Origin of the sequence: Streptomyces avicenniae (genome assembly GCF_000719135.1) — a bacterium.
In the GTDB taxonomy this organism is placed as follows: Bacteria; Actinomycetota; Actinomycetes; order Streptomycetales; family Streptomycetaceae; genus Streptomyces; species Streptomyces avicenniae.
On sequence record NZ_JOEK01000006.1, the window covers coordinates 67,932 to 91,451 of the forward strand.

19 protein-coding genes are annotated in these 23,520 nt (G+C 70.7%); 14 read left to right on the forward strand and 5 right to left on the reverse strand.

Translation table 11 applies throughout. The annotated features are described in order from the left end of the window. Positions 1–10 precede the first annotated feature (10 nt). Both IF27_RS11700 and IF27_RS11705 read left to right on the forward strand, forming a co-directional pair. Positions 11–361, forward strand: coding sequence for a hypothetical protein (locus IF27_RS11700; protein WP_052849426.1), 351 nt, complete (start codon positions 11–13; stop codon positions 359–361). Between the two features lie 215 nt (positions 362–576). Beyond that, the gene (locus IF27_RS11705; protein ID WP_052849427.1) at positions 577–1,854 is read left to right on the forward strand and encodes an FAD-dependent oxidoreductase; all 1,278 of its coding nucleotides are present in this window, start codon (positions 577–579) and stop codon (positions 1,852–1,854) included. 61 nt (positions 1,855–1,915) lie between these two features. Here the strand turns inward: IF27_RS11705 and IF27_RS11710 are convergent, their stop codons facing one another. Beyond that, the gene (locus IF27_RS11710) at positions 1,916–3,490 is read right to left on the reverse strand and encodes an NsdA family TPR-like regulatory protein (protein ID WP_052849428.1); all 1,575 of its coding nucleotides are present in this window, start codon (positions 3,488–3,490) and stop codon (positions 1,916–1,918) included. Positions 3,491–3,708: 218 nt separating this feature from the next. Between IF27_RS11710 and lipB the strand changes: the two genes are divergently transcribed. From lipB to IF27_RS11730, 4 genes are all read left to right on the forward strand, one after another. Next, complete coding sequence (gene lipB / locus IF27_RS11715; RefSeq protein WP_052849429.1) at positions 3,709–4,503, forward strand: lipoyl(octanoyl) transferase LipB; 795 nt, start codon at positions 3,709–3,711, stop codon at positions 4,501–4,503. A 103-nt stretch (positions 4,504–4,606) separates the two neighbouring features. Beyond that, positions 4,607–5,548 (forward strand): lipoyl synthase, encoded by a 942-nt coding sequence (lipA, locus tag IF27_RS11720; RefSeq protein ID WP_052849430.1) that lies wholly within the window; start codon positions 4,607–4,609, stop codon positions 5,546–5,548. A 159-nt stretch (positions 5,549–5,707) separates the two neighbouring features. After that, the gene (locus IF27_RS11725) at positions 5,708–5,929 is read left to right on the forward strand and encodes a hypothetical protein (protein WP_052849431.1); all 222 of its coding nucleotides are present in this window, start codon (positions 5,708–5,710) and stop codon (positions 5,927–5,929) included. Between the two features lie 76 nt (positions 5,930–6,005). After that, positions 6,006–6,713, forward strand: a complete 708-nt coding sequence (locus tag IF27_RS11730) for a DUF4191 domain-containing protein (protein WP_052849575.1) — start codon at positions 6,006–6,008, stop codon at positions 6,711–6,713. Between the two features lie 125 nt (positions 6,714–6,838). Here IF27_RS11730 and IF27_RS11735 read toward each other — a convergent pair whose 3' ends face one another. Then, positions 6,839–7,306, reverse strand: a complete 468-nt coding sequence (locus IF27_RS11735; protein WP_052849576.1) for an RDD family protein — start codon at positions 7,304–7,306, stop codon at positions 6,839–6,841. 194 nt (positions 7,307–7,500) lie between these two features. On the opposite strand from IF27_RS11735, the gene glnA reads away from it, so the two are divergent. Next, the gene (gene glnA / locus IF27_RS11740) at positions 7,501–8,916 is read left to right on the forward strand and encodes a type I glutamate--ammonia ligase (protein WP_052849432.1); all 1,416 of its coding nucleotides are present in this window, start codon (positions 7,501–7,503) and stop codon (positions 8,914–8,916) included. A 439-nt stretch (positions 8,917–9,355) separates the two neighbouring features. On the opposite strand, the gene IF27_RS11745 is transcribed toward glnA, so the two are convergent. Continuing rightward, positions 9,356–10,213, reverse strand: coding sequence for a hypothetical protein (locus IF27_RS11745; protein WP_223291014.1), 858 nt, complete (start codon positions 10,211–10,213; stop codon positions 9,356–9,358). A gap of 286 nt (positions 10,214–10,499) precedes the next feature. On the opposite strand from IF27_RS11745, the gene IF27_RS11750 reads away from it, so the two are divergent. Further along, positions 10,500–11,930, forward strand: a complete 1,431-nt coding sequence (locus IF27_RS11750) for a hypothetical protein (protein WP_052849433.1) — start codon at positions 10,500–10,502, stop codon at positions 11,928–11,930. A 736-nt stretch (positions 11,931–12,666) separates the two neighbouring features. Beyond that, positions 12,667–12,918 carry a hypothetical protein gene (locus IF27_RS11755; RefSeq protein WP_052849434.1) on the forward strand — a complete coding sequence of 84 codons (252 nt, stop codon included), beginning with the start codon at positions 12,667–12,669 and terminating at the stop codon, positions 12,916–12,918. A 120-nt stretch (positions 12,919–13,038) separates the two neighbouring features. Here the strand turns inward: IF27_RS11755 and IF27_RS11760 are convergent, their stop codons facing one another. Continuing rightward, a complete protein-coding gene (locus tag IF27_RS11760; RefSeq protein WP_052849435.1) occupies positions 13,039–13,416 on the reverse strand; it encodes a hypothetical protein in 378 nt (125 codons plus the stop codon). 605 nt (positions 13,417–14,021) lie between these two features. Between IF27_RS11760 and IF27_RS11765 the strand changes: the two genes are divergently transcribed. Next, positions 14,022–15,149 carry a glycoside hydrolase family 99 protein gene (locus IF27_RS11765; RefSeq protein ID WP_223291015.1) on the forward strand — a complete coding sequence of 376 codons (1,128 nt, stop codon included), beginning with the start codon at positions 14,022–14,024 and terminating at the stop codon, positions 15,147–15,149. 306 nt (positions 15,150–15,455) lie between these two features. Then, positions 15,456–20,828 carry a ThuA domain-containing protein gene (locus IF27_RS11770; RefSeq protein WP_223291016.1) on the forward strand — a complete coding sequence of 1,791 codons (5,373 nt, stop codon included), beginning with the start codon at positions 15,456–15,458 and terminating at the stop codon, positions 20,826–20,828. A gap of 109 nt (positions 20,829–20,937) precedes the next feature. Here the strand turns inward: IF27_RS11770 and IF27_RS11775 are convergent, their stop codons facing one another. After that, complete coding sequence (locus IF27_RS11775; protein ID WP_052849437.1) at positions 20,938–21,414, reverse strand: SPW repeat protein; 477 nt, start codon at positions 21,412–21,414, stop codon at positions 20,938–20,940. 144 nt (positions 21,415–21,558) lie between these two features. On the opposite strand from IF27_RS11775, the gene IF27_RS11780 reads away from it, so the two are divergent. The 3 genes from IF27_RS11780 (at position 21,559) to IF27_RS11790 (ending at position 23,511) form a co-directional block, all read left to right on the forward strand. Then, complete coding sequence (locus IF27_RS11780; protein WP_052849438.1) at positions 21,559–22,131, forward strand: hypothetical protein; 573 nt, start codon at positions 21,559–21,561, stop codon at positions 22,129–22,131. 133 nt (positions 22,132–22,264) lie between these two features. Then, the gene (locus tag IF27_RS11785) at positions 22,265–22,837 is read left to right on the forward strand and encodes a TetR/AcrR family transcriptional regulator (protein WP_052849439.1); all 573 of its coding nucleotides are present in this window, start codon (positions 22,265–22,267) and stop codon (positions 22,835–22,837) included. A 275-nt stretch (positions 22,838–23,112) separates the two neighbouring features. Then, positions 23,113–23,511: a DUF2795 domain-containing protein gene (locus IF27_RS11790; RefSeq protein WP_052849440.1), complete on the forward strand. Its 399-nt coding sequence runs from the start codon at positions 23,113–23,115 to the stop codon at positions 23,509–23,511. Positions 23,512–23,520: the final 9 nt, after the last annotated feature.

Genomic DNA, 23,520 nt, shown 5'->3' on the forward strand with positions numbered 1-23,520 from the left:
GCCTGGCCTGATGCCTCTCGTCGAGATCACCTACGCACCGCACGTCGGCGAGCCCGCGCTCCGCGAACTCCGTTCCGTACTCCCCCACCTGGTGTCCCTGGCCGTCGAGTGCCCCGAGGAGCCGTACGACGGCGACCTGCGGCCGGGGGACGTCGAGCTGCGGTTCAGGCCGCTGGGGCCACTGGACCTGAGCGGCGTCGCCGTGGTGATCGAGGTCCGCTCCAAGTGGTTCGCGAGCCGGGCCGCCGACCGGCAGCGGCGCGTGGACGGGCTCCTGGCGGACATCACCGCCGCGACCGGGCTGCGCGACGTCGGCGTCTACCTCTCGCTGCCGGTCGCCGCCTGGGCGCAGGAGGACTGAGCCGGGAGGTCAACAGGCCGCGGGCACAACGGCGTTCACGCGACCCGCTGTGCGACTGTGCCCGGTGCGTGCGCTCTGTCGCGATCCGCCCGGCGTGAGAGGGTCACATCCGGTTCGGGCGTCGCCCGGCCTCCGAACGGGCATCAAGCTTCTCAGGCCCACCCCGCCCCTGAGACAGCACCTCGGACGCACCGACCACCTCACCAGGAGGCCACGTGCTCAGCAGCCGACCGCACCTCGCCGAGTCCGACGTCGTCGTCGTGGGAGGTGGCCCGGCCGGACTCGCCGCCGCCCACCACCTGCACGCGGCGGGACTCACCGTGACCGTCCTCGAAGCCGCCGACCGCGTCGGGGGCCGCCTGGCCACCGACCACCGCGACGGCTACCGCCTCGACCGCGGGAGCAGCCTCACCCTCCCCGGCTCCGCCGCCCTGGCCCGGCTGCCCCGGCCCCTCCCCCTGCGCCGCCTGACCGGCGGCATCGTGCTGCACGGCGCCGGACACCGCCACCGCATCGGCACCCCCGGCGGACCACGGCCCCCGGCCACCGCGTTCGACCACGCGTGGCTGCGCGCCGGGCTCGCCACCCTCGGCCGCGTGCCCCACCCCCGGCAGGAACCGACCGCGCTCGACGCCCTCGCCGCGCCCGGCATCCCCCGGCGCATGGCCGAGGACGCCCTGCGCCCGCTGCTCGCCGCGCTGCTCCACGACAGCGACCTGACCACGTCGAGCCGCCTCGGCGACCACACGCTGCGCGCCGTCGCCCGGCGGGGCGTCGGGCTCCCCACGGGCGGCTCGGCGACGCTCCCCGCGCTCCTCGCGGCGGGGCTGCCCGCGGAGGCGGTACGCACCGGGGTGCGCGCCGTCGCGGTCGCGACGCGGTCCGTCGTCACGGAGGGGCACGGCACGTTCCGCTGCCGCGCCGTCGTCCTCGCCACCGGCGCGGCCGAGGCGGCGCGGCTGCTGCCCGGCCTGCGCGTGCCGGAGTTCAGGGCCGTGACGGTCCTCCACCACGCGGCGCCGGAAGGGCTCGCCGCCGGACCGGCGCTGCTGGTGGACACCGCGGCGCGCGGCCCGCTCGCGTACACCCTGGCCGCCTCGGCGGCCGATCCGTCCCGCGCACCGGCCGGGCGCACGCTCGTCACCTCCGTGGTCGTCGGGCCGCGGGCGGGCGAACCGGCCGAGCTGCTGGACAAGGCGGCCAGGCCCCAGCTGGCCGAGCTGTACGGCACCCCGGCCGACGACTGGCGGTTGCTGGCCGCGCACCACGACCCGCACGCCGTGCCGGTCGTGCCGCCGCCGTACACCGGCGGACGGTCCGCGCGGCTGCTCGACGGCCTGTACGTGTGCGGCGACCACCGCGACCTGCCGGGGGTCGCCGGGGATCTCGCCTCGGCGCGGCGGGCCGCGCAGGCCCTGCTCGCGGACGCCGGGCTGCCCCGGGACCCGGCCGCCGTGCCCCGGGAGCGGCCCGCCGCCGCCCACGCCGTATGAGCCCCGCCCCCGGGCCGTCCCGGGGGCGCTAGGGCGCGTCTTCACAGGCGCCGTCCGCACCTCAGACCAGGGCGGCCACCTTCTCCCGGTACATCCGCACGGCCGCCGCGTCCCGGAAGGGCTCCAGCCTGCGCTCGAAGTCCTGGACGTACTCGTGCGCCCTGACCGAGCGCATCTCCGCCGCCTGGGCCGCCGCCTCGGCGGCCAGGGTGCACGCCTGCTCGACGTCCCCGAGCCCGAGCCGCGCCGACGCCAGCACCACCCGGCAGAAGAGGCGGCTGCGGGCGAACGCGGGCGCGCGCAGTTGGAGGGAGCGCTCGGCGTGCCGCGCGGCCGACCTGTACTGCTGGAGGTCGCGGTGGGAGTGGGCGAACTCGTCGGCGAGCTGCGCCTCGTCGAAGAACCGCCCCCACGGCGGCACGTCGTCCCCGGCCCGCGCGGACTCCAGGGCACGTTCCGCCCTGGCGAGCGCGGCGGTGCAGGCCCGCACCTCCCCCATCAGCCCGTGCCCGCGCGCCTCGACGGCGTGCAGGAGCGCCTGGACGACGGGCGGCACCGAGCCGCCCATGCCCTGCTGCGCGACGCGGGCGAGCTGCACGGCCTCCCGGCCGTGCCCGAGGTACACCGCCTGTCTGCTCATGGACACGAGCACGTAGCCCCCGTATCCGCGGTCCCCCGCCGCCTGGGCGAGCCGCAGTGCCTGGACGAAGTAGCGCTGGGCGAGGCCGTGCGCGGCGATGTCGTACGCGGTCCAGCCCGCGAGGCGGGTCAGGTCGGCGGCGGCGGCGAACAGGCGGCGGCCGGCCTGTTCGCCGTAGGTGCCGCGGAGCATCGGTTCCAGCTCGTGCTCCAGGTAGCGGACGAGGGCCTGCCGCGCGTGGCCGCCGCCGTACGCCTGGTCGAGGCCGCGGAACAGCTCCGCGACCGAGCGCAGCGCGGCGATGTCGCCCGCGGTGACGCGCTGCCCCGGGCCCCGTTCGACGCGGTCGGCGGGGCTGGGGCGGTCGGGCTGCGCGGGCCTGGGCACGCGCCCCGGGGGGACGAGCCGCTCGGCGCGCGCGGCGGCGCCCGGCGGCAGGGGGCGGACGGGGCCGCGGCCCTGTTCGGGGACGCGGATCGCCGGTGCGCCGGGCGGCGCCTCGGGAGGCTCGCCGCGCGCGACGCGTTCGTCGGGCCGTCCGATGAGCCAGTCGCGGCTGGGGACGACGAGCCCGGCGGGCGTGAAGGCGATCTTGCGCAGCTCGGCGTAGCTGCCCGAGTCCTTGCGCCACAGGCCCGCGACGATGTCCACCGCCTCGGCGGGGCCCGTGGCGAATTCGAGACCCGCGTAGACCGGGGCGCAGGCTTCGAGCCCGAGGTCCTGGGCGGAGAGCCTGCGGCCGAGGCGTCGGGTGAACACCTCGGCGATCAGCGCGGGTGTCGTGCCGCGCGGACGCTGGCCGCGGAGCCAGCGTGTGACGGATGTCTTGTCGTAGCGGAGATCGAGGCCGTGTTCGAGGCCGAGCTGATCGACCCGCCGTGCGAGACCGGCGTGGGAGAACCCGGCCTCGGCGATGAGGGCGGCCAGCTGGCGGTTCGGCGTACGCGGGGACGCGGTCTGCGGGGAGGCGGTGCCTCCGGGTCGTTCCGTGGACATCGGCGATGCGGTCTCCTGCCTTACGGCTGTGCGGCTGGAACGGCGTGAATGTAACGGTCCCGCCACGTCGCCTCGCGGCGTGGGCGCAGGATTCATCCAAAGGTGTGAGGGGGAGCCCGCCCCGGGATTAGCTGGTGCACGGGCTTAGAGTGGAGGTGAAACACAGAGCATGTGTGCGGACGGACCGGTGAGTCGTACCGGAAGAAGGAGCGGTCGCGGTGAGCGAGCTGCGCTTTGTCCACCTCGGTTTCGGGCCGGAAGCCGTGGAGTACCACGCCGCGTGGCAGGAGCAACGGCGCGTCCACACGGCCAGGTTCGCGGACGAGATACCGGACACCTGTCTGCTTCTTGAGCACCGGAGCGTGTACACCGCCGGGCGTCGCACGGAGGACAGCGAGCGCCCCCTCGACGGGACGCCCGTCATCGACGTGGACCGGGGCGGGAAGATCACCTGGCACGGCCCAGGACAGCTCGTCGGCTACCCGATCCTCAAGCTGCCCCGGCCCGTTGACGTGGTCGCCCATGTCCGGCGCATCGAGGAGGCGCTGATCAGGACCTGCGCCGACCTCGGCCTCGCGACGACCAGGATCGAGGGCCGCAGCGGCGTGTGGGTCCTCGGTGACACCGTGCCGGTCGGCGCGGGACCGGTCGGCGGCTCCGGCGGTCTCTCCCTCGACTTCGACCCCCGGTTGCACGACGAGGAGTTCGACCCGCGGCTCAGCGGCCCGGAGTACGCGCCCTCCAACGCGGGGCAGCGCGGCGAGGACCGCAAGCTGTGCGCGATCGGCATCCGCGTCGCGAAGGGCGTGACGATGCACGGCTTCGCGCTCAACTGCGACCCGGACAACACCTCGTTCGACCGCATCGTGCCCTGCGGCATCCGCGACGCGGGTGTGACGTCGCTTACGCAGGAGCTGGGGCGGAAGGTCTCCGTCCGGGAGGTGCTCCCCGTGGTGGAGCGGCATCTGCGCGAGGTCGTGGGGGCGACGGTCCCCCTGCCGCGCGCCGTCTGAGCCCCCGGGGCGCCCGCCCTGCCCCCCGTGCGGGGCGGGCGGCCCGTAATGCAAGGCGTACGCTGGTGTTCGCCGAAGAATCGAAAGTGGTAGGGAGCCGGACGTGTCCGCTGTCGCACCCGACGGTCGCAAGATGCTCCGTCTTGAGGTCAGGAACAGCCAGACCCCGATCGAACGCAAGCCGGAGTGGATCAAGACACGCGCCAAACTGGGCCCCGAGTACCAGGCGCTGCACGGGCTCGTGAAGCGCGAGGGCCTGCACACGGTGTGCCAGGAGGCCGGCTGTCCCAACATCTTCGAGTGCTGGGAGGACCGGGAGGCGACGTTCCTCATCGGCGGCGAGCAGTGCACCAGGCGCTGCGACTTCTGCCAGATCGACACCGGCCGCCCGGCGGACCTCGACCGTGACGAGCCGCGCCGCGTCGCCGAGTCGGTGCAGCAGATGGAGCTGAAGTACGCCACGATCACCGGCGTCGCGCGCGACGACCTGGCGGACGGCGGCGCCTGGCTCTACGCGGAGACCGTGCGGCAGATCCACGGCCTGATCCCCGGCACCGGCGTCGAACTGCTCATCCCCGACTTCAACGCGGTGCCCGAGCAGCTGGCCGAGGTGTTCGGCAGCCGCCCCGAGGTGCTGGCGCACAACGTCGAGACCGTCCCGCGGATCTTCAAGCGCATCCGCCCCGCGTTCCGCTACGACCGCTCGCTGCGCGTCCTGACGCTGGCGCGGGAGGCCGGGCTCGTCACCAAGTCGAACCTGATCCTCGGCCTCGGCGAGACGCGTGAGGAGGTCAGCCAGGCGCTGCGCGACATGCACGAGGCGGGGTGCGAGCTGATCACGATCACGCAGTACCTGCGGCCGACGCCCCGGCACCACCCGGTGGAGCGGTGGGTGAAGCCGGCGGAGTTCGTGGAGCTGGGCGAGGAGGCCGAGGCGATCGGCTACGCGGGCGTCATGTCCGGGCCGCTGGTGCGCTCGTCGTACCGCGCCGGGCGGCTGTACCGGCAGGCGATCGACCGGCGCGCGGGGGTACCGGCGGCCTGACGGAGGCCGTCGTCCCGTGGCCCGGGCTTTCAGTGGCTTTGACCCCCGGGTCATGGGCCCGTAACACCGTTCGATGACGATGGGAACACCGTGTTCGAACGCGAGGTGCGAACACTCGGTCCGGGCCGTAGGCCCGGCCGCCCTGGGAGGGGACTGACCATGGCACACGTCGTCCAGACGCGCCCGTCCGTGACCGGAACGCTGCGGGTCCTGGAGGGCATGCTGCTGCGTGCCGGGCGCCGTACGGCGCTGGAGAACGCCTGGGCGGCCGTGCAGGCCGACCGGGAGCGCGCGGCGGCCAGGGGCGAGGCGGAGCGCGCGCTGCGTGCCGTCACCGCCGCCGAGGCGCCCAGGACGGCGCTGCCCGCGCCGCCCGCCTGACGCGCCCCCGTACCGCCGGGGGCCCTGCGGGGACCACCGCGCGGCGACGCGCCGGGCGCCCCGTATGCTTGCGCGCATGGCGCGGAAGGACAAGGAACAGGATTCCGAGAATCCGGGGCGACTCAAGCAGATCGCCCTGACGTACAGGATGACCCGGCGGTCCGACCGCTGGATCGGCTGGATCATCTCAGGGGTCGGTCTCGGCACCTTCGCGGTGATCCTGCTCATCGGCTTCCTGCTGGGGCACCCCGTCTACCTGGGCATCCTCGGTGCCCTCGTGGCCCTGCTGACGACGGCGATCGTCTTCGGACGGCGGGCCGAGCGGGCGGCGTTCGGGCAGATGGAGGGGCAGCCGGGCGCGGCGGCGGCCGTGCTGGAGAACATGCGGCGTGGTGTCGCGTTCACCCCGGCCGTGGCGATCAACCGGCAGCAGGACGTCGTGCACCGGGCGGTCGGCAAGTACGGCGTGGTGCTGGTCGGCGAGGGCAACCAGAACCGGGTGAAGGGCCTGATCGCCGCCGAGCGCCGCCGGATGAACCGCGTGGTCTCCGACGTGCCGGTGCACGACCTGATCGTCGGGGACGGCGAGGGCCAGGTGCCGCTGACGAAGCTGCGGTCGAAGATCATGAAGTATCCGCGGGTGCTCGCCGGGGGCCGCGTCACCGAGGTCAACGACCGCCTGCGGGCGATGGGCGACCTGATGAACAACATGCCGGTCCCGAAGGGGCCGCTGCCCAAGGGGATGCGGATGCCGAAGGGCAACTCGCCGCGTCGCGGGCGCTGACCGCCGCCCACCCACCCACGTCCCTCCCGGACCGCGCGCCGGAGAACACCGTGCCCCCGGGCCCCGTTGACGGGCCCGGGGGCACTTCGCTGTCGTGTGGCCGCCGGGGCGGCGCGCGGGGTGCGTCAGTAGCGGACCTGGGCGGAGCCGGAGAGACGGTCGTGCAGGCCGCGCTGGTCGCGGTCCCAGACGAGGGCGGGCACGGCGAGCGCGAGGAGCAGGGTGCGCAGCACGGCGCGGGGGAACGTGAGGCGTGCCCCGGTGACGCTGATGACGCGCACCCGCACCAGCCGCTTCCCCGGCGTGAAGCCGAGCGTGCCGACCGTGAGCACGGCCATCACGACGAAGACGAGGAGCGCCCAGTTGCTCACGGTCGTCGCCCGGCCGTCGGCCAGCAGACCGTATGCGATCAGGTTGCACAGCGCCCAGTCGATCGCGAGGGCCCCGAGGCGCCTGCCGAAGCGGGCCAGGGAACCCGGCCCCTCCTCGGGCAGACCGAGCCGCTCACCCCGATAGCCGAACTCGGCCCCCATGTCCTCGGCCGCCGCGCGGGGTCCGGAGAGCCACGAGCCGATTGCCTGGCGATTGTCCACGTACACCACGGTAGCGCGGTCACCCGGACGGCCCGTCACCGGTATCGGGCGAGAAGTCCGGTTAACATCGGCGAAACAACTGAGTCACGCCCGAGAAATCGCCTGTCCATAGGGTCGCCCCGGCAGGCCCACGCACGGGCCGTTCCCGAGCTGCGCATCCCCGTCCCTCCACGGCGGGGCTAGGAGGACACCGGATGTTCCAGAACGCCGACGAGATCAACAAGTACATCGCGGACAAGGACGTGAAGTTCGTCGATGTCCGTTTCTGCGACCTGCCGGGCATCATGCAGCACCTCACGATCCCGGCGGAGGTCTTCGACCCCACCGCGAACGTGATGTTCGACGGGTCGTCGATCCGAGGCTTCCAGGCCATCCACGAGTCGGACATGGCGCTGGTCCCCGACCTGACCACGGCCCGGGTGGACCCGTTCCGCAAGGACTCCACGCTCAACGTCAACTTCTTCATCCACGACCCGGTGACGGGCGAGGCGTACAGCCGCGACCCCCGTAACGTGGCGAAGAAGGCCGAGGCGTACCTCGCGTCCTCCGGCATCGCCGACACCGCCTACTTCGGCCCCGAGGCCGAGTTCTACGTCTTCGACGACGTGCGGTTCGAGACGAAGTCGAACGCGGGCTACTACCACATCGACTCCGTCGCCGGCGCGTGGAACACGGGCGCCGTCGAGGAGGGCGGCAACCGCGGCTACAAGGTCCGCTACAAGGGCGGCTACTTCCCGGCCCCGCCCGTGGACCACTTCGCGGACCTGCGTGCCGAGATCACCCTGGAGCTGATGAAGGCCGGCCTGAAGGTCGAGCGGCAGCACCACGAGGTCGGCACCGCCGGTCAGGCCGAGATCAACTACGAGTTCAACACGCTGCTGGCCGCGGCCGACGACCTGATGCTGTACAAGTACATCGTCAAGAACGTCGCGTGGCGCAACAACAAGACGGCGACCTTCATGCCGAAGCCGATCTTCGGCGACAACGGCTCGGGCATGCACGTCCACCAGTCCCTGTGGTCGAACGGCACCCCGCTGTTCTACGACGAGCAGGGCTACGCCGGTCTCTCCGACATGGCGCGCTACTACATCGGCGGCATCCTGAAGCACGCGCCGTCGCTGCTCGCGTTCACCAACCCGACGGTCAACTCGTACCACCGCCTGGTGCCCGGCTTCGAGGCCCCGGTGAACCTGGTGTACTCGCAGCGCAACCGCTCGGCGGCCATGCGCATCCCGATCACCGGCTCGAACCCGAAGGCCAAGCGCGTCGAGTTCCGCGCGCCCGACCCGTCGTCCAACCCGTACCTGGCCTTCTCGGCGCTGCTGCTGGCCGGTCTCGACGGCGTCAAGAACAAGATCGAGCCCGCCGAGCCGATCGACAAGGACCTCTACGAGCTGGCCCCCGAGGAGCACGCCGAGCTGCCGCAGGTCCCGACCTCGCTGCCCGCCGTGCTGGAGGCGCTCGAAGCCGACAACGAGTACCTGCAGGCCGGTGGCGTCTTCACCGCGGACCTGATCGAGACGTGGATCGACTTCAAGCGGGAGAAGGAGATCGCCCCGATGCAGCTCCGCCCGCACCCGCACGAGTTCGAGCTGTACTTCGACATCTAAAGAGCCCGGCCGGGCAATCTGGGCAGAGCATCCGAGAACAGGGTGCGGGCTACGAGATCCCTTGTCGTTTCTCGTCATGACCGTTGTCTCCTCGCCCCCTCGTGCACCAAGTGTGCAGCGTCAAGCCACGCCCCGGTCCAATGCCAGAGAGCAAGCAGCGGGGCCCGCTACCCCATAGTCGGTAGCGGGCCCCGCCTGGTCGATTGCCCCGCTGAACTCCAGCGATTCCGGAGCGGGGATAGCACGCATGGTCGCGATGTGGTGCCCAATCACGTGGGTCCGAGAGGTATTCCAGTTCGCCTCAGCAGGGCCCGTTCACCCTGGTCGCGGACCTTCCGTTGCTGCACTTCGGCCTTCTGGGGCCTCGGCTTCCGCACGGAGGCCGCTACCCACTACCTGACGACGGCCTTCACGGTGAAGGCCGAGACGGCCGGACTGGCTACACCATGGGCGGTTCGGGGATGCGCCAGACGATGTGAAACCGCTCGGCGTGGGGAAGCCCTGGCGGAGACACCGGAGCGATTTGCTTGATCAGGTAGCCGAAGACCATGTGATGCGCCGCCTCCGACACCTCGTCCCAGGTATCCGGAGTCACGATCATCACCTCGCGCATCAGGCTCAGATCCGACTCGTTCTCCAGTATCTCCGCACGATCGTTGCGGTCCATCGCCTCGTCGGCGCGCATGGCACGGATCGACTCTGCAAGTAGATTCGGCTCACGACCAAGACGCCGCAGAATCTCCTGACAGCCGTATTGGAAGGCCGCATACGCCTCCATGGCCTCCCTATCGTGACTGCGGTAACCGTACGGCGCCCCCTCTTCCGCCCCGACGTAGTCACCCTTCAGCGTGTACAGCAGGACCCGCAGCGCATGTTCGGCTCCCTGCTCCTCAATGAATCTCACCATTGCGCGAACCCATTGGTCCTCAGGGATCAGCGGCTCGTGGGGGGCGGCAAGCGAGGGGTGGATCTCGATGGCGTTGAACGGGTTGACCAACATCCCCGTCACTAGCTCTGGCGTCCACTTGCCGTTCTCACCTCCCCAACCACTGTTGACGAGTTCCTGGAACGACTTCAGCGCACCGGACTCTCCTTCGCCGATCGCGCGCCACAACAACAGGAACCGGGCTGTCTCGGACTCCTCGTCCCGGGCCGGGCTGCATAGTCCGGCCATGACAACGACGATGTCGTGGACGGTCTCCCAACGCGGCACCCGAATCCCGTTGACGGCGGAACGCACGGTCTCATGGCTCGCGTCCGACAACTGATCATCACGACTCCGGATGAGCGTGCTCACCTTCCGGAAACTCAACCGGCCCGCCGAGCGATGCAGTTCCTGAAGCGCATCCACCAATTCTCGATGTCGGCCTGCCGGTTGCGGCGGAGCACTGGAAGCGACCAAGGGGGTTCCCACCTGCTCGAAGTGTCAAGTTCCGTCAATACAGTAGAGGCTGAGGACCAGGGCCAAGTCAGTATTCGTCAAGTTCGCTGGCCCGTCCGCCAAACTGTGACTTGCGGCCGACCGGCGGCTGGAGCATAGGGAAGGCGCCGATGGAGCGCCTTCGCCCAAGGAGTTGCCACGCATGCACATCCCCGCCTACGCCCGTGACACGATTCGCGCTGCCCTGCTAACCCGCCTGCCCACGTCACGGCAGGTGGGCGGCTTGGACTGCTGCCTGTGCAATGAGCCGTTCGGCGAGAACCTTGCTGTTGTACCCCTCGGGCCGACATCAACGTCCGGACTGTTCGGATGCCGTCCCTGTCTGACCCGGTTGGTCACCCGGGCGCGGCGGACGCGCGACACTGCGTTGGCCGACGACGCCGAGCGCGCCAATGCGGAGTTCGAGACTTGGATGCCTATACGTGAACGCTATCTCGCCCGACTCGACAGCGTACGGAAGGCTGCTGAAGCCGTGGCTAGCCTGGCCGAAGGCGAAGACACCGAGGCGCTGCGTGTCGCCTGGCTACTGGTCTCGCTGGAGTCCGCCTACACCTGGGTCCCCGATACGCCGGAACCGCCGCCCTCCATGGATCGTGAGGACATGGAGATGAAGGACGGCGCCTTCCGGCTCGACTTGGCCATGATCACGGCGCGGGAGGCGGTGGCGGAGCGCTTGGCTTACCACCTCCTCAACGAGGCTCAGCCGGACGATCCGGAGATGTGCGCGGAGCTCGAATGCGAGGAGGACTGTTCGGGACGCCACGACTCCACACACATCGACTGCGGGCCGGATGCAGTCTTCGACGATCTGGCGGAGCACGGCATCACCGTGGAGCCGCCAGAGCCCGAGCACTCGTCACCTCGGCTCGCGGCCCTCTTGGAGAGGACCGAGGCCGACAAGGAGCGCTCACCGCTTCCGGATGTAGAGGAGCATGCCCCCGCTGTCCTCGCACGCTTCGGGATCGATGCGGACGATACGAAAGTCCTGGTGAGCGTGGCGGCAGTTGGCCTGGTGGCCGACGCCTGGCGCGAGGGGCCGCTGGACGTGATCCACGCGGCCGATAACGGGCCGAACGATGGCGAGATGTTCGCGCAGAGCGTCGATCTGTACCGCAGGGCCTGCGCGGCTCTGGTGAGCGCGCGGGACGATGGGCCAGAAGCGCTGCTTGCGTTCGTGGCCGTCGCCTCGGACGTAGAACTTCCGTGGGCCGGCGGCTCGCGATTCGCGCTACGGATGGTGCCCGCGTCCGCGGCGGAGTTGGCCCGGCACGTCGAGGACCGGGTCGGGTTCACCCAGGAATTGATGCGTGAACAGGGTTGGCGCGCGGGACTGCTGCACCGAGCGACATCGGCCGTCTTCAAAGCTCCCTCTCATTTCGGAATGCCGCACTGGCCCGGCGCCGTCGCCTCAGCCATGGAACGTCTCCCCCAACTCGACCGGTCAGGCGCACCCGAGGCACTGGCCGACCTCGTGATGGTTGAGGCGTCGTTGCTGAAAGCACCTGACCAGTTGGGGGCGGATGCCCTCGACTGGCTCTCTCACCAGCAGTTGCTCGGCCAGCGAGCCTCATGAGTTGGGACAACCTCAGCCTGATCATCCTCGCCGCCTTCGGCTGCCTCACTCTCCTGCTGACACAGGTAAGTGAAGTACTATCCAAGCTCCCGCAGATCATCCGTGCCTGGCGGGAAGTACGAAACGAACTGCGCAGTGCGACCGATGGCCGTCAGGGAACTGCCGAGGAATACGACGACCGAAGTGTCCGCCCCGGGCCCACAACGGGATGTTGTTCTGATGCAATCTGCGAGCGTGAGATACATATGAGGCCGTCTGCACGCAGTACCGATGAATGACCGCTCGATGTGTCTCCAGCTGTATGTCCGGGGTGAAGCGTCCGGCTAGGGACAGTCGCCGTGTACCACAGGTGTATCGGTTGTGCGCCGAGCATCTCGATGGGAGAGCATTGGCGCAGCCAGAGGCGGTTCCATCCTGCACTTCGACAGCTGAGGCAGTCGCGAGCCGGAGTGGTTTCACTCGCTGCAGCCGTCCGTGTGCCTTTGGTCGTGCCTTCCGGAAGCGGAGGGTACGACCGAAGGCCCTTCTGTGTGCGACCTGGGGTACGTCCGACGCCACTCTCAGCATGCGAATCGCCGCGTCGGAATTCCCCGAACAGGGGAGCGGTGAGTCACCCGTGCGGGTGGTTTCGGTCGGTGGCGGGGATGAGGGGTGTGGTGCCGGGCCAGGATCTCGCCGCAGAAGAGCGGGGGAACCGGCGGGCCGGACGGTCCGCGACGAGTGGGAGGGGCAGGACATGGCGCGGTACAGCACGGAGATCCACACCGGTGGAGGTGGCTGGCAGCCCGACGAGGATCTGACCATCAGCATCTCCAACCGGGGCCACGTGGTGCCCGGGGACGGCGCCCCGGCGACCGGCACCACGGTCACGTGGAGCGGTGAGCAGGGCAACGGCTCGGTGACCTTCTTCGACGACGGCACCGCCTTCCAGGGAACCGCGCAGTTCCCCGGTGAGGGGCCGGTCGGATACCGGGGTCGGCTCGCCTGATCCCACCCGAACGCCGCGCCGCCGATCGGCGGCGCGGCGGTTCACGGTCCCGGCCCCCGCCCTCCTCGTCACGCGGCGCCGATCGGCCACCTACGGCCCGCGCCCCTGTGAGGACGGGCCCTAGAGGAGATAGAACGTGATCCCCACGGCGAGGACCAGCGTCAGCGACGTGTACGCGTAGATCCGCCACTTGGTGGGCTCGTAGTTCTCGCCCGCCAGGGCCAGGCGCAGCATCCTGGTGATCTCGGGACGCAGGGCGACGAGCAGCAGTGCCAGGGACAGCATGGCGGCGAAGTAGATGACCAGGGCCTCCCGCCCCCCGTCGCCGCGTCCCGCGCTCGCGCCCGCCGCGGAGACCGCGCCGAGCGCGGGGGCGATCAGGGAGAACGCCGTCGCCTTGCCGTTCCTGAAGCAGAAGTGGAACGCCGCGACGAACAGCACGACCACGGCGAGGTTCACCAGCCACCACTGCCCGAGCGTCAGTTCCTCCGCCCGCATGGCGGTTCCCCCTTCCTGTCGGCGGGCACGCTCCGGGGCCCGCTCCCCTGCCGACGAGGTTATGTGAAGACGGGCCCGCGCCGCCCGGTAGGGGGATCGGCGTCCCGGCGGGGCCCGCGGACCCCGGATCAGGCCCGTTCCTGGCCTGCCACGGAAGTCTTCGCGAACACTTTGTCCATATCGGCGAATCACCGTCGTACCTCGTCCCACGCACGTCCACCCCCTCTGCAAATGATCACGAGGATTTGCAGTCACGAAGGGTTGTCGGCCGGGGAGAATTTGTGTGCGCACGTAGGGGTGTTTTTGTGGACATCGATGGCATGCTGAGGAGCCGTCGCACCTGAAGACGCGACGATCAGCGCATGTTGTGTGGGGATGTTGGGAGTTCGCGTCATGACGTGAGGCCGGTGGGACGGGTGTGTCCCGTCCGCTGACGGCGGGGGAATTGCGGTCCGGAAGTCACTTTCTTTCCATGATCGCGGATTTTTTTCCGCGATGGTGTCTTTTTCTTGCCGCCAGCATGGACGGTCCGTGTCGGCGCCCATACGCTCTGGGCGCTCGGGCGAGATCCTTCACCTCTCAACGACGCGTTAGGACCTGACCTCGTGACCTCGAACCCGTCCTCCTGGTACGCCGCCGAGCTGGGCAGACGCCGCCTGCTCGCGCTCGGCGCCGCGACCGCGGCCGTCTCCGCCGCCGGGATCGGCGCCGCGGCGGACGCCTCCGCCGCCCCCGTGAACACGGCGGGCCTCCTGCGCCCCTCCCTCGACGTGCACTTCTTCTACTACCCCTGGTACGGCACCCCGGAGCGCCGCGGCGGCTGGGTGCACTGGCAGCAGGGCGGGCACGAACCGCCGCAGGACATCGGCGCCGACTTCTACCCGAAGCTGGGCCCCTACGACTCGGGCGATCCGCTGGTCGTCGCGCGCCACATGGCGTGGATACGCCGCGCGGGCGTCGGCGTCATCGCCACGAGCTGGTGGGGGCAGGGCGGTTACGAGGACGCGCGCGTGCCGCTGCTGCTGGACGTCGCCGCGCTGTTCGGCGTGCAGGTCGCCTGGCACCTGGAGCCGTACGGCGGGCGCACCGCCGCCTCCACGGTGGACGACATCCGCTACATCAACGCCCGCTACGGCTCCCACCCCGCGTTCCACCGCGACCCGAAGCGCGGCGACCGTCCGGCGTTCTACGTCTTCAACTCCCTGGCGATCGAGGACTGGTCGCCGCTGGCCGAGGTGAACCAGGACAACCTGGTGATCACCCAGACCACCGACGTGTCCCGGGCCACCCACTTCGCCGGGCTCTACAACTACGCGGTGACGACCGACTTCACCGGCTGGAAGGGCATCGCCGACTGGTGCCGCGCCAACGGCCGCATCTGGGCGCCGTCGGTCGGCCCCGGCTACCGGGACGACCGCGCCGTGCCCGGCAACACGACGCCGACCCTGCCGCACGACGACGGGGCGACGTACGACCACATCTGGTCGAGCGTGCTCAGCGTGGAGCACGGCGGTGTACCGGACTGGGTGTCCATCACCTCGTTCAACGAGTGGCACGAGGGCTCGATGATCGAGCCGGTGTCCTCGAACCCACCGCCGGGACACGGCTACGAGACCTTCGTCGGCGCGTACGGGCGGCGCGGCGCCGCCGCGGAGACCGCCTACCTGGACCGCACCCGCCACTGGGTACGCCGGTTCGAGCGCGCCGCGGCCTCGCCGCCCGCCACCGGCTGAGCCCTCCCCCAGGACCCGGTACCGGGCGGGTGGCCACCACTACCCCGCTCGGTGCCGTTCCCCCGCCCACGGCCGCAAGGCCCCGATCCCTGCCCGCACCGGACCCCGACACACGTCGGCATCCCCGTCCCTCCGACTCCCCGCCACCCACCGCCGGACCCCCCGCCACCGCCACCGCTGTGGCCCCGGCACGCCCGGTGACCCGTCGTCACCGGGTGGGCGGCAGGGAACTCATCCCACCTGTTCAGTGAGGAGCATGTGTTGAGAGCAACACCAAGGCGCCTGCGAAGAACCGCGGCCTGTGTCGTGGCGACGACACTCGCGGTTCTGACCGGCGCCACCACGGCGGTCGCCCATCCCGGTCACGGGGAAGAGACCTTCAACGCCCTGGTGTTCAGCAAGACCGCCGGTTTCCGTCATGACTCCATCCCCGCCGGGATCGCCGCCATCGAGGCGCTCGGCGAGGAGAACGGTTTCGACGTGACCGCCACCGAGGACTCCTCGGTGTTCAACGACGAGGACCTCGCCCAGTACGAGGTCGTCATCTGGCTGTCCACCACCGGCGACGTGCTGAACAACGACCAGCAGGCCGCGTTCGAGCGCTACATCGAGGGCGGTGGCGGCTACGCCGGTGTGCACGCCGCCTCCGACACCGAGTACGACTGGCCCTGGTACGGCGAGCTGGTCGGCGCCTACTTCGACAACCACCCGGCCTCGCAGGACGCGACGGTCAAGGTGGAGGACCACGCCCACCCGTCCACCGAGCACCTGCCGACGCGCTGGGACCGGTTCGACGAGTGGTACAGCTACGGCGACAACCCGCGCGGGGACGTCCACGTCCTCGCCTCGCTGGACGAGTCCTCGTACAGCGGCGGCGACATGGGCGCCGAGCACCCGATCGCCTGGTGCCAGGACATCGACGGCGGTCGTTCCTGGTACACGGGCATGGGCCACACCCAGGAGTCGTTCGCCGAGCCGGAGTTCCTCCAGCACCTGCTGGGCGGCATACGGACGGCCGCGGGCGTGCAGCCCGCGGACTGCGCCGCGTCGCTGACGAACAGCTTCGAGAAGGTGACGCTGGACGACAACACCAGCAACCCGATGGAGCTGGACATCGCCGACGACGGCCGTGTCTTCTACATCGACCGCAACGGTGCCGTCCGGCTGGTGCGCACCGACGGTTCGGTCGTGACGGCCGGGACGCTGCCGGTGTACACGGGCCAGGAGTTCGGCCTGCTGGGCATCGCGCTCGACCCGGGCTTCTCGGAGAACGGCTGGCTGTACCTCTACTACTCGCCCACCGGCTCCGCGGCGATCGACCGCGTCTCCCGGTTCACGGTCGAGGGCGACGCGCTCGACATGGGCAGTGAAGAGGTGCTGCTGGAGATCGACGTGCAGCGGGCGGAGTGCTGCCACGCGGGCGGCGCGCTGGAGTTCGACACCGAGGGCAACCTCTACATCGCCACCGGCGACAACTCCAACCCGTTCGACTCGGGCGGCTACACGCCGATCGACGAGCGTCAGGGCCGCGCGGCCTTCGACGCGCAGCGCTCGTCGGCGAACAGCAACAACCTGAACGGCAAGGTCCTGCGCATCACGCCGCAGGAGGACGGCTCCTACGCCGTCCCGGAGGGCAACCTCTTCGCGCCGGGCACGGAGGACACACGGCCCGAGATCTACGCGATGGGCTTCCGCAACCCGTTCCGCATCGGTCTCGACCCGGTGTCGAACAAGCTGTACGTCGCGGACTACGGTCCCGACGCGGGCGCCGCGAACCCCAACCGGGGTCCTGACGGCCGCGTCGAGTGGAACATCCTGTCGGAGCCCGGCTTCTACGGATGGCCGTACTGCGTGGGTGCCAACACGCCGTACATCGACTTCAACTTCGCGACCAACACCTCGGGCCAGGCGTTCAACTGCGCCGCGCCCGTGAACGACTCGCCGAACAACACCGGCGTGAGCGAGCTGCCCGCGGCCATCCCGGCCGAGCTGTGGATGGGCAAGTCCAGCTCGGGCGTGCCGGAGATCGGTGGCAGCGGCGCCCCGCTGACCAGCGGCGCGTACGTGTACGACCCGGAGCTGGCCTCCGAGCGCAAGTGGCCGGCGTACTTCGACGGCAAGGCGATCTTCGGCGACTGGAACGACGGACGGCTGTTCACCGTCCAGCCGGACGAGGACCGCACGGGTGTCGCGGACGTGTCCCGCTTCCTTGAGGAGATGGACTTCACCCGGCCGCACGCCCTGGAGTTCGGCCCTGACGGCGCGCTCTACATGATCGACTGGGGCAGCGGGTTCGGCGGCAACAACGCCGACTCCGGGGTCTACCGGATCGACTACGTGGAGGGCAACCGCAGCCCGATCGCCCGCTTCACGGTGGACCGCACCTCGGGTCCGCTGCCGCTCGAAGTCACCTTCGACTCGACGGACTCCATCGACCCGGACGGCACGCCGCTCACGGTCTCGTGGGACTTCGACGGCGACGGGACCGAGGACAGCAGCGAGCCGGTCGTGACGCACACCTACACGGAGGCCGGGCGCTACACGGCGCGGCTCACCGTGACGGACGCGGACGGCCGCGGCGCGGTGTCGAACCTCGACATCACGGCGGGCAACACCGCTCCCGAGATCGAGGTGACCGCGCCGGTGAACGGCGGGTTCTTCGAGTTCGGCGACACGATCGCCTACGACGTGTCGGTGACCGACGCGGAGGACGGCTCGGTGGACTGCGACGACGTCGTGGTCCAGCCCGCCCTCGGCCATGACGAGCACGCGCACGGCTACGAGCAGTACCACGGTTGCAGCGGCGTCTTCCCGCTGCCGGGCGACGAGGGCCACACGGGCGCCAACATCTTCGGCACCGTGACGGTCACCTACACCGACCAGGGTGACGGTGACGCGCCGCCGCTGACGACGCAGGAGGTCATCGTCCTCCAGCCGAAGCTGCGGGAGGCGGAGTACTTCGACGCGACGGGCCGTCTGGAGGGCTCGACGGCCGGTGGCAACGCCGGTGTGCAGATCGAGACCACGGGCGACTCCGCCGGTGGCGGCCAGAACATCGGCCACATCGAGAACGGCGACTGGTGGGCCTGGGAACCGGCCAACCTGACCAACATCGACGAGATCACCCTGCGGGCGGCCTCCCCGACCGCGGGCGCGACCGTCGAGGTCCGCACCGGCGACCCGGACACCGGGGAGACGGTCGCGACCATCGAGGTCGAGCCGACGGGTGCCTGGCAGACGTACGGCGACTTCGGCGCCGCGGTCGAGGGCGACAGCACGACGGACAGCGGTCCGCTGTACTTCGTCAAGACGACCGGTGAACTGAACGTCAACTGGGCCGAGTTCGAGGGCCGGGGCGTCACCGAGAACCAGCGTCCCGTGGTGTCGGTCACGGCCGACCCGACCACCGGCACGGCGCCGCTCGACGTGGACTTCACGGCGGAGGCGACCGACCCGGAGGGTGACGCGCTGGAGTACGCCTGGACGTTCGGCGACGGCGGCACCGCCACCGGCCCGACGGCCAGCCACACGTACACCACGCCGGGCGAGCACCGCGCGCAGGTGACGGTCACCGACGAGCGCGGCGCCCGTTCCTCGCAGAGTGTCGCGATCCAGGTGGACGGTCCCGACGAGTTCAACCCGTGTCTGTCCGGCCGTTCCGACGGCTTCGAAGGCGACGAGCTGAACACGGACCGCTGGTCGGAGACCGTGCGGCTGAACCAGGACCTGGCCGTGCGTGACGGCAACCTGGTCCTGCCGCTGACGGCGACCGACATCTACGGCACGGGCAACACGGACACGCCGAACATCGTGCTCCAGGACCTGCCCGACGGCGCCTGGGAGGCGACGGCGAAGATCACCCTGCCGGCGCGCCTGGCGTACCAGCAGGCCGGTCTGATCGTCTACGGCGACGACGACAACTACGCGAAGATGGTGCTCCAGGGCCGCTCGACGGGCGCCCCGTCCGCGGCGGCGCGCATCTTCCAGTTCATCAGGGAGGAGGACGGCACCCCGAACGAGGTCGCCGACAGCAACACCCCCGACCTCGGTGAGGAGTTCCCCGACACGTACTGGGTGCGGTTCACCAGTGACGGCGAGGAGCTGCGGGCCTCCTGGAGCGCGGACGGCGGCACGTTCGAGGACATGCCGCAGACCAAGAGCCTGGCGGGCATCGACAACCCGCGCATCGGGCTGTTCGGTCTCACCAACCGCACCGAGGCCCTGCCGGTGACGGCGGAGGTGGACTACTTCACGCTCACGCCTGACGACACGGCCGAGGCCCCCGAGGCGTCGGACGAGTTCGAGGGCACGGAGCTGGACGCGTGCCGCTGGACCGACGTCGTGCGGCCCGACACCTCGGCCCTCGCGGTCGCGGACGGGCAGCTGCGGATCGACACGGGCAACGGTGACATCTACTCGGGCACCGCGACCGACCCGTCCAACTTCATCCTGCAGCCTGCGCCCGAGGGTGACTGGACGATCGAGACGAAGGTGGACGCGTCCGCCTTCGACGAGCGGTACCAGCAGGCCGGTCTGATGGTCTACGGCGATGACGCGAACTACGTCAAGCTGGACTACCTGACGACCAACCTGCCGGGCGCCACCGTCACGCGGGGCATCGAGCTGCGTGCCGAGGCCGACGACACGGTCCTGAGCCCGCAGCCGAACGCGACGCCGCCGCCCAGCCAGGGCGTGTGGCACCTGCGGCTGGCCAAGTCCGGTGACACGTACACCGGTTTCGCCAGCGCGGACGGCGAGGAGTGGACCGAGCTGGGCGAGGTGACGAACGCGGCGCTGGCCGACGCGTCGCCGAGCTTCGGGATCTACGCCTACGGCGCGGACCAGGAGGAGTCCAAGCCCGCGCTGTTCGACTGGTTCCGCGTCCTGGGCGCGGGCGAGACCGACACCACTCCCCCGGTCGTGGAGCTGTCCACGGAGCCGGGCGAGCCCTCGGGTGACGAGGACTGGTTCACCGGTCCCGTGACCGTGACCGCGACCGCCGAGGACGACGGGGACGGCCAGGTCTACACGGAGTACCGCGTGGACGAGGGTGCCTGGGCGGAGTACACCGCCCCGGTCCAGGTGACGGACGAGGGCGAGCACACGGTCGAGGTCCGCGCGTCGGACACGGCCGGGAACGTCTCCGAGGTCGTCTCCCGCACGGTCAAGATCGACGCGACGGCTCCGACGGCCCAGCTCCGGGGTGTCGCGGCCGGTGCCGAGATCGGCCTGGTGGACGCGCCCGTGGTCAAGGCCGTCACCTCCGACGCGGGCTCCGGCGTGAACGCGGTCCGGCTGCTCGTGGACGGCCGCGAGGTGGACGTCCCGGCGGAGCTGGACCCGGCGGACCTCGGCCTCGGCCTGCACCGGCTGACGCTGACGGTGACGGACGTCGCCGGCAACAGCGCGCAGGCGGTCAGGACGTTCCGTGTGGTGGCCGACTTCAACGCGGCGATCGCGCTCGTGGAGCGCTTCGCGGCCGAGGAGCGGATCACCGCGGCGAACGAGCGGCAGCTCGTCAAGGAGCTGGCGGAGGCGCAGATGCGCAGCCACCGCAACCAGGTGCCGCAGGCTCTGCGCGCCCTGGACCGGTTCGAGGACAGGGCGGCGAAGGTGCGTGACCGCGAGGTGCGTGCCCTGCTGCTGACGATCGGACAGGCCCTGCGCGACGAGGTGTGACCCCCGTCTCCCCCGCCGTCCCGGTCCGCCGGGGCGGTGGGGGGACGGCAGACGGCCCCCCACCGGAGATGACCGGTGGGGGGCCGCCCTGCTGTGTGGGCCGTCGGCGTCAGCGCCTGTTGTTGCTCTCGGCGGCGGCCTTGTGCGCGGTGCTGCGTGCCTTGAGGGCCGCCGCTGCGCTTGCCAGACCGAGGAGGGCGATGATGCCGCCCACGACGATGTTGCTGACGATGATCCCGGCGTCCGGGCTGTTCCCCACGATCCACGGGGAGACGATCAGCCAGGCACCGATCAGCACGATGGCGTGGCTGAGCCCGTACATCCGGTCCGGGGCACGGCTGAGGCCGAGACCCAGGACGGCGACGGCCAGACCCATGACCAGGTTGTTGACCGTCAGGTCCGGATGCGCGTTGTTGAAGTGGAGTATCCACGGCGAGATCGCGGCGTACAGACCGGCCAGGAACACCGGCCCATCGACGAACACAACATCGCGCCCGCCCATGACGCGGGAGTAGCGCTCCCGCATTTCGTGCTCGTCGGGGTGTCCGGAAAGGTCGCCCCTCTGGCGGTGTGAGACGTCGGTCATGCGACTAAGCCTCCTTCGATCTGTCAACGGACTCCTCCAGTATGCGCGGAATGCCCCATTTGGGTAATCCGGCGGGACCTCTGGCCCTGGATTTGAGGTAAAAGATGGCCGCGCCCCTGGTCAGGAGGCTGTAATCTTGATTACATGATTACGAATCGGGCTCGCGAAGAAGTGCGTGGCTGGATCGTCGGGCGGGTTCCGGCGTCCTGGTTCACCGAACTGGTGGAGGTGACCACCGACCGTGAGGAGATCACGGTCATCGGCCGCGTCGCCGAGCCGGACCTCGGCCCCCAGGCGACGGAGGTCGAGCGGCAGGCGGCCTGCGAGGGCCGGATCACCGAGTTCCGCGAGCGCACGAGGGGCGCGCGGGTCGAGGTGGCGCGGGAGGCCAACATCCGCTTCGGGCGGCAGGTGTCCTGGGGCGCGGTCTGCGGGACCGAGCGGACGGTCTTCACCCATGTCTCGGCGCCGGTGATGACCCGGCTGCGGCAGCCGGAGCGCGTCGTGCTCGACACCCTCATCGCCGCCGGGGTCGCGCGCAGCCGCAGCGACGCGCTCTCGTGGTGCGTACGGCTCATCGACCAGAACGCGGACGGATGGCTCGGAGATCTGCGCGGCTCCCTCGCACATGTGGAGAAAGTGCGGGAACAAGGTCCGGATCCCGACCGTGACACCATGACGATGATCCGTCCGCAGGAGCGGGCAGGCGACCTCTGAGGGACGCGCGCTACGCCGATGGATGTGAAGGAAAAGGTGATCCGGGGGAGTTCACGTACGACATCCGGGACGGGCTGACCCCGGAATCACCCATACGCTACCGTACGGTTTAACGGTACGTTACGGTAACGGCATGCCACAACAGCGGGGCCCGCGCAGCCGTCTCACCGCCGCGGACTGGGCCGAGGCGGCACTCGCCGCCATGCGTGACGGCGGAGGTCTGGCAGCGATCGCCATCGAACCCCTCGCCACACGTCTGCGGGCTACCAAAGGCAGCTTCTACTGGCATTTCGCCAACCGGGACGCGCTGATCGAGGCGGCACTGCGCCGCTGGGAGGAACAGCGCCTCGCCGAGGTCGCCGACGCCGAGGCGGCCGGGACCGACCCGGCCGACCGGCTGCGCGCCCTGTTCATGCGCCTCACCGGCAACAGCGACCCCACGGAACCCGCGCTGCTCGCCCACGCGGGCCATCCCCTCGTCGCGCCCGCGCTGCGACGCGTCTCCACCCACCGGCTCGACTACCTCACCGGTCTGTTCGTGGAGATGGGCGTCCCCGGCGACGAGGCGCGGCGCCGCGCGCTGCGCACCTACTGCGGATTCCTGGGCCGCGTGCAGCTCGCGCACGCCGTGCCCGAGGTCATGCCGCGCGGGGAAGAGGAACGGCTCTACCTGGAGTCGGTCATCGCGTCGCTGCTCCCGGGCTGAGGCCCGCCCGGGAGCCCTGCGCGCACCCTGTCCCGGGTGCGTGCCTCCGCCCGCAGAACAGCGGGGGCGCGCACCCGGGCCCTGCATTCCCCGGCCGACCGCTCACCGGCCGAGACCTACGGCTGCCCCGGGCCCCGCCGCCGAAACACCCCCGTCGCGCGCGCATCCGCGGCCGGTCGGCCGGGCGTGTTGGGCGCCTCGGGCGCTGGGTACCCGGCGGGCCACCGTGCCTCCCCGCGTCCGCGGCGGAGGGTCAAGACGCGAGGAGGGAAGTCATGCAGCAGCGGGGCAACGACCGGCTCAGCGTCCGCCGTGACGACGAGATGAAGCACGACCTCCAGGGCATGCTGCGGGGCGACGGCCCGACGCGTTCCGAGGAGTGGCGCGAGCCCGAGCCCGTGCCGGAGGACGACCCGGGGCTGGCGGCCGGCCCGGTGCCGCCGCCGGGCTCCGCGGAAGAGGAGGAGGCGGCGAACGAGGCGTTCCGCTCCGACCTGGCCCGTCATCTGCGCCGCTCGGAGTTCCCCGCGGAGCGCGGGACGCTGCTGTCCACGCTCGACGAGGCGAACGCGCCCGACGGTCTGATCGACACCGTGCGCGACCTGCCGGACGACCGCCGGTTCGCCAACGTGCAGGAGGTCGCGGCGGCGCTGGGCCGCAGGCCGGACGCGTGAGCGCCGCGC

Bases quoted from the DNA above. Each gene is read 5' to 3' on its own strand.
- IF27_RS11700 (WP_052849426.1), top strand. From the start codon at position 11: ATGCCTCTCGTCGAGATCACCTACGCACCGCACGTCGGCGAGCCCGCG.
- IF27_RS11710 (WP_052849428.1), bottom strand. From the start codon at position 3,490: ATGTCCACGGAACGACCCGGAGGCACCGCCTCCCCGCAGACCGCGTCC.
- IF27_RS11725 (WP_052849431.1), top strand. From the start codon at position 5,708: ATGGCACACGTCGTCCAGACGCGCCCGTCCGTGACCGGAACGCTGCGG.
- IF27_RS11730 (WP_052849575.1), top strand. From the start codon at position 6,006: ATGGCGCGGAAGGACAAGGAACAGGATTCCGAGAATCCGGGGCGACTC.
- glnA (WP_052849432.1), top strand. From the start codon at position 7,501: ATGTTCCAGAACGCCGACGAGATCAACAAGTACATCGCGGACAAGGAC.
- IF27_RS11750 (WP_052849433.1), top strand. From the start codon at position 10,500: ATGCACATCCCCGCCTACGCCCGTGACACGATTCGCGCTGCCCTGCTA.
- IF27_RS11755 (WP_052849434.1), top strand. From the start codon at position 12,667: ATGGCGCGGTACAGCACGGAGATCCACACCGGTGGAGGTGGCTGGCAG.
- IF27_RS11760 (WP_052849435.1), bottom strand. From the start codon at position 13,416: ATGCGGGCGGAGGAACTGACGCTCGGGCAGTGGTGGCTGGTGAACCTC.
- IF27_RS11775 (WP_052849437.1), bottom strand. From the start codon at position 21,414: ATGACCGACGTCTCACACCGCCAGAGGGGCGACCTTTCCGGACACCCC.
- IF27_RS11780 (WP_052849438.1), top strand. From the start codon at position 21,559: ATGATTACGAATCGGGCTCGCGAAGAAGTGCGTGGCTGGATCGTCGGG.
- IF27_RS11785 (WP_052849439.1), top strand. From the start codon at position 22,265: ATGCCACAACAGCGGGGCCCGCGCAGCCGTCTCACCGCCGCGGACTGG.
- IF27_RS11790 (WP_052849440.1), top strand. From the start codon at position 23,113: ATGCAGCAGCGGGGCAACGACCGGCTCAGCGTCCGCCGTGACGACGAG.